This is a genomic window from Kitasatospora sp. NPDC059571 (assembly GCF_042735675.1).
In the GTDB taxonomy this organism is placed as follows: domain Bacteria; phylum Actinomycetota; class Actinomycetes; order Streptomycetales; family Streptomycetaceae; genus Kitasatospora.
Window position 1 is genome coordinate 1 of record NZ_JBHWBW010000580.1, and the last position, 4,377, is coordinate 4,377.

The following is a 4,377-nucleotide window of genomic DNA, read 5'->3' on the forward strand; positions in this document are numbered from 1 at the left end:
ACCTTCCGGCGTGTCGAAAAAAGACCGGGATCGACTGAAAGTGATCGGGTCGGCTCAGATATCGCCGCGGCCGTCGAGGCATCGCGCGAGCCAGTCCGAGGCGGCGGCGAAATCCCCGTCCGAGGTGCCGGGACGCATCGGCCGCGGGCTGCCGTGGTCCGCCCGCGGGTACGACCCGAGGAACCGGACCTGGGGGCAGATCCGCTTGAGGCCCATCAGCGCCTCGCTCACCCGGCGCTCGCTGAGGTGCCCCTCGCAGTCGATCAGGAAGCAGTAGCTCCCCATGCCCTCGCCGGTGGGCCGCGACTCGATCCGCATCAGGTTGATGCCGCGGACGGCGAACTCCTGGAGCAGCTCCAGCAGTGCACCCGGGTGGTCGTCCGGCAGCCAGACCACCATCGAGGTCTTGTCCAGGCCGGTCGGGGAGGCCACCCGGCCCGGCCGGCCGACGAGCAGGAACCGGGTGGTGGCGTTGGCCGCGTCGTTGACGTCCGGGACCAGCACCTCCAGCCCGTACAGCGCCGCGGTGAACGCGCCCGCGAAGGCGGCGTCGTACCGGCCCTCCTGGACCAGCCGGGCGCCGTCCGCGTTGGAGGAGGACGCCTCCCACTGGGCGTCCGGCAGGTTGGCGGCCAGCCAGCGGCGGACCTGCGGCTGGGCCACCGGGTGGCTGGTGATCGTCTTGATCCCGTCCAGGCCGGTGCCGGGGCGTACCAGCAGCGCGAAGGTGATGGGCAGCAGCACCTCGCGGTAGATCATCAGGGGGGTGCCGTTGACCAGCTCGTCGCTGGTGGCCGTGACCGGGCCCTCCACCGAGTTCTCCACGGCCACGAACGCGCCGCCGGCCTCGCCGGCCCGCACCGCGTCCAGCGCCGCGGGGACGGATGCCACCGGCACCAGCTCGCGGGTCGCCGCCTCCGGGAGGGTGCGCAGCGCCGCCTCGGTGAACGTGCCCGCGGGCCCGAGGTAGGTGTAGCGGGTCGCCGACATGGCCGCCTCCGAACGCAGGGTGGTGCTGTGCACGATTCGGCTTGCCACCATAGTCACTCGCGGCGGCCGCCCGGACCGCGTTCCGCCCAGTGGGCGCGGCCGCGGAGCTGCCCGCGGCCGCGCCCCCGCGCGGTCAGCCGACCTTCAGCTGCGCGGTCGCGGTCGACTGGTCGATGTCCGACGAGCGGACGGTCACCGAGACCACCCACTGCCCGGCCAGCGGCAGCTGGGCGGTGCCCGACCAGCGGCCGGCGCCCTGTGCGGTGAGCGTCACCGGCAGCGGGCCGAGGTCGCGGTCCGGCAGGGTGAAGGCCAGCTCGACCTCCGGCACCTGGGCCGGCCTGCCGGTCCTGTCGTCCAGTTCCAGGCCGACGGTGTTCGGGCCGACGGCGACCGGGTTCACGGTGACCTTGGCCGTGCCCTTGGCGTTCGGGGTGCTGCCGCCGGTGTCGTACGCCATGGTCAGCACCGTGTTCCGGCCGGGGACGGCGCTCGCCCCGGGGGAGGCCGGCGACTGCGGGGCGGCGGCGGCCGCCGCCTGGGCCACCCGCCCGGGCGGCGAGTTGGTGAGCAGGGTGGTCACCACCAGCACGGCGACCGCCATCCCGGTCTCGGCCAGGACGGTGCGGCGCAGCCCGGCGCGGGCCGGTCCGCCGTCCCGGGCCCGGCGATCCTCGGCGTCGGCGCGGGCGGCCCGCTGGCGGGCCAGCTGGGCCTGCCGCCGCGGATCGGCGTCCGGTCCGGCGTCCGGCGGGGAGTCCCCTCCGGTGTCCGTTCCGGCCTGGGACGAGGCGGTGGTCCGGTCGGCGGTCACGGCGGCCGCGACCGGCCCGGCGGCCTCGGCCGAGTCGGCCGTCCCCGCCTCGTCCCCGGCCTTCCGGAGCCGGGACACCCAGGAGCGGGAGATCCAGGCCAGGCCGACCATCGCCGCCACGCAGCCCACCTTCACGAGCAGCAGCCGCCCGTAGTCGGTGTCCACCAGCGCGCCCCAGCCGCCGAGGCCGCGCCAGGACTGGTAGACGCCGGTGACGGCCAGCACGGTGACCGAGCCCAGCGCGATCGTGGAGAAGCGCTCCACCGCGGCGAGCGGCACCCGGTGCCGCAGACCGGCCAGCAGGGTGGCCAGGCCGCCCAGCCAGAGCGCCATGGCCAGCAGGTGCAGGGCCGCCACGGGCAGGGCCAGCGGCACCTGGATGCCGACCGAGGAGTGGTCGGCGCCGACCCAGGTGGCGGCCAGCGCGACCGCCAGCACCGACCCGGCGACCCCGAGGCCGAGCCGGGCGTCGCGCAGCGGCCGCTGGGCGGCCCGCCGCTCCAGCTCGGCGAGCTCGTCCTCGCTGCCGTCCTCCTCCGCACCGGCCCCGGTGACCGCCGCCCGCTCGTCCCCGGCGTCGTCCTCCTGCTCGGCCTCCTGGCCGAGCTGCCCGACCAGCAGCGAGAGGAACACGCCGCCGGCGGCGAGCAGCAGCAGCCGGGCGGCGAGCGCCGTGCCGATCCGCTCGTCCAGGGTGGTGCGCACCAGCGACAGGTCGAGGGCCTGGGCGAGACCGGTGCCGCGCTCGTACGGGCCGCGCAGCAGCAGGACGGCGACGGTGGAGACGAGCAGCGCGATCCAGCCGGTCATCAGCAGCCGCTGCACCGACCGCAGGGCCGCTCCCCGCGGCCAGCAGATCAGCACGAACGCGGCGGCGCCGACCAGCAGCGCGAACGCGGCGTACGCGACGGTGCGCGCGGTGCCGTAGGCGAAGGCGACCGCCGGGTCGGCGTCGGCGCCCTGCACGGCGGAGGGGGAGACGGAGGTGTCCGACGGGGCGCCGATGGAGAAGGTGAAGGCGCCGCCGACCGGGTGGGAGTCCTCGGAGACCGCCCGCCAGGCGACCGTGTAGGTGCCGTTGCCGATCCCGCCGCGCAGGGTCACCCGCGCGGTGTCGTTCTTGCCGTCGGCGTGCGCGGCGTCGCCGTTGTCGACCGCCTTGCCGGCCGGGTCGAGCACCCGGACGGAGTCGGCGGAGAGCGAGACGCCCTCGCTGAAGGTCAGCGTGACGGCGGTCGGCGCCGTCGCGGCGACCGACCCCTGGGCCGGGTCGGTGCCGACCAGGGCGGCGTGCGCGCCGGCCGGTACGGCGCCGCCCAGCAGCACCCCGACGGCCGCGGCCAGGACGGCCAGCAGCGTGGCGACTCTCCGTGGCATCGGTGTCAGCTCCCCGGTCGGTAGGTGAGCGGCTTGACCGGCACCTTGACGGCGATGGTCCCGCTCTTGGCGAAGGTGAGGTCCAGTTCGAGCACGTCGCCGACGGCGGGCCGGCGCTGCCAGCCCATGATCATCAGGTGGTGGCCGCCGCGGGCGAGTTCCAGGGTGCCGTGGGCCGGCACCTTGAGGCTGCTCACCTCGGACATCGAGGTGGCGCCGGAGCTGTGCAGGGTGACCGAGCCCGCGTTCGGGCTGGTGACCCGGACGAGCTGGTCGGTTCCGCCGCCCGTGTTGCGGACGGTCAGGTAGCCGGCCCCCATCCCGCCGGGCAGGGCGGGCAGCGGGACGTAGCCGTCGCTGACGCTCAGCCTGGCCTGCGCGTCCCCGGAGCCCGGGCCGCAGGCCACGGCTATCGTCCCGGCCGTCAGCACGGCGGCCAGTCCGGCGCCGAGCAGCGCGGTGCGGCGGAAGGCGCGGCTCATGCCGGGACGCCCTTGGCGAACAGCGCCAGGTCGTGCGCGTAGGTGTCGACCGAGCTGTTGCCCAGGTACAGCAGGTGCGCCTTGTCGTCCTGCGGCAGGAAGGCCAGCACCTGGGCGCCGTGCGCCGAGGTGACCGTGCCGTCCGGGTTGACCACCGGGTCCTGCACCACGACTCCGAGCGGGCGGGCGGCGGTCTTGACCTTGGCGAGGTCGCCGGTCAGGCCGATGAAGCCCTTGCCCATCGAGTCGAGCCAGGTGCGGAGCACCTTGGGGGTGTCCCGCACGGGGTCGGTGGAGACGAACACCACGTCGATCTTCTTCTGCTCCTCGGCGGGGAGCTTCGCCATCGCGACGCCGATGTCGCCCATCGTGGTCGGGCAGACGTCCGGGCAGCTGGTGTAGCCGAAGAACAGCAGCGTCGGATGCCCGGCGGTCTGCTTGCGCAGGTCGAAGGGCTGCCCGGAGGTGTCGGTGAGCACCAGGTCGGGCTTGTCGAAGTGCTTGCTGAGCACGCTGCCCTGGTACGCGGAGCTGCTGCTCTCCTTGCGCACCGTGGCGGCGCCGGTGCCCGCGTCGCCGCCGGAACCGCAGGCGGTGAGGGCGAGCGTGCCGGTGAGGGCGAGGGCGGCGGGGGGCCCCCCGCGGCCCGCCCGGCGGCGGGGGGGGGGGCGGGGGCCGGGGGTGCCGCGGGGGGCGGGGGGGGGGCCCCCCCGC

The 4,377-nt window shown here is 75.6% G+C and carries 4 protein-coding genes; all 4 read right to left on the minus strand.

Annotated elements, in window-relative coordinates:
* Positions 1-54 precede the first annotated feature (54 nt).
* A complete protein-coding gene (pheA, locus tag ACFV0G_RS35885) occupies positions 55-990 on the minus strand; it encodes a prephenate dehydratase (RefSeq protein WP_380556992.1) in 936 nt (311 codons plus the stop codon).
* Positions 991-1,123: 133 nt separating this feature from the next.
* A complete protein-coding gene (locus ACFV0G_RS35890; protein WP_380556986.1) occupies positions 1,124-3,181 on the minus strand; it encodes a FixH family protein in 2,058 nt (685 codons plus the stop codon).
* 5 nt (positions 3,182-3,186) lie between these two features.
* A complete protein-coding gene (locus ACFV0G_RS35895; protein ID WP_380556988.1) occupies positions 3,187-3,663 on the minus strand; it encodes a copper chaperone PCu(A)C in 477 nt (158 codons plus the stop codon).
* Positions 3,660-4,377, minus strand: a 718-nt coding sequence (locus tag ACFV0G_RS35900; RefSeq protein WP_380556990.1) for an SCO family protein, incomplete at its 5' end; no start/stop codon positions are given. The genes ACFV0G_RS35900 and ACFV0G_RS35895, both read right to left, overlap by 4 nt.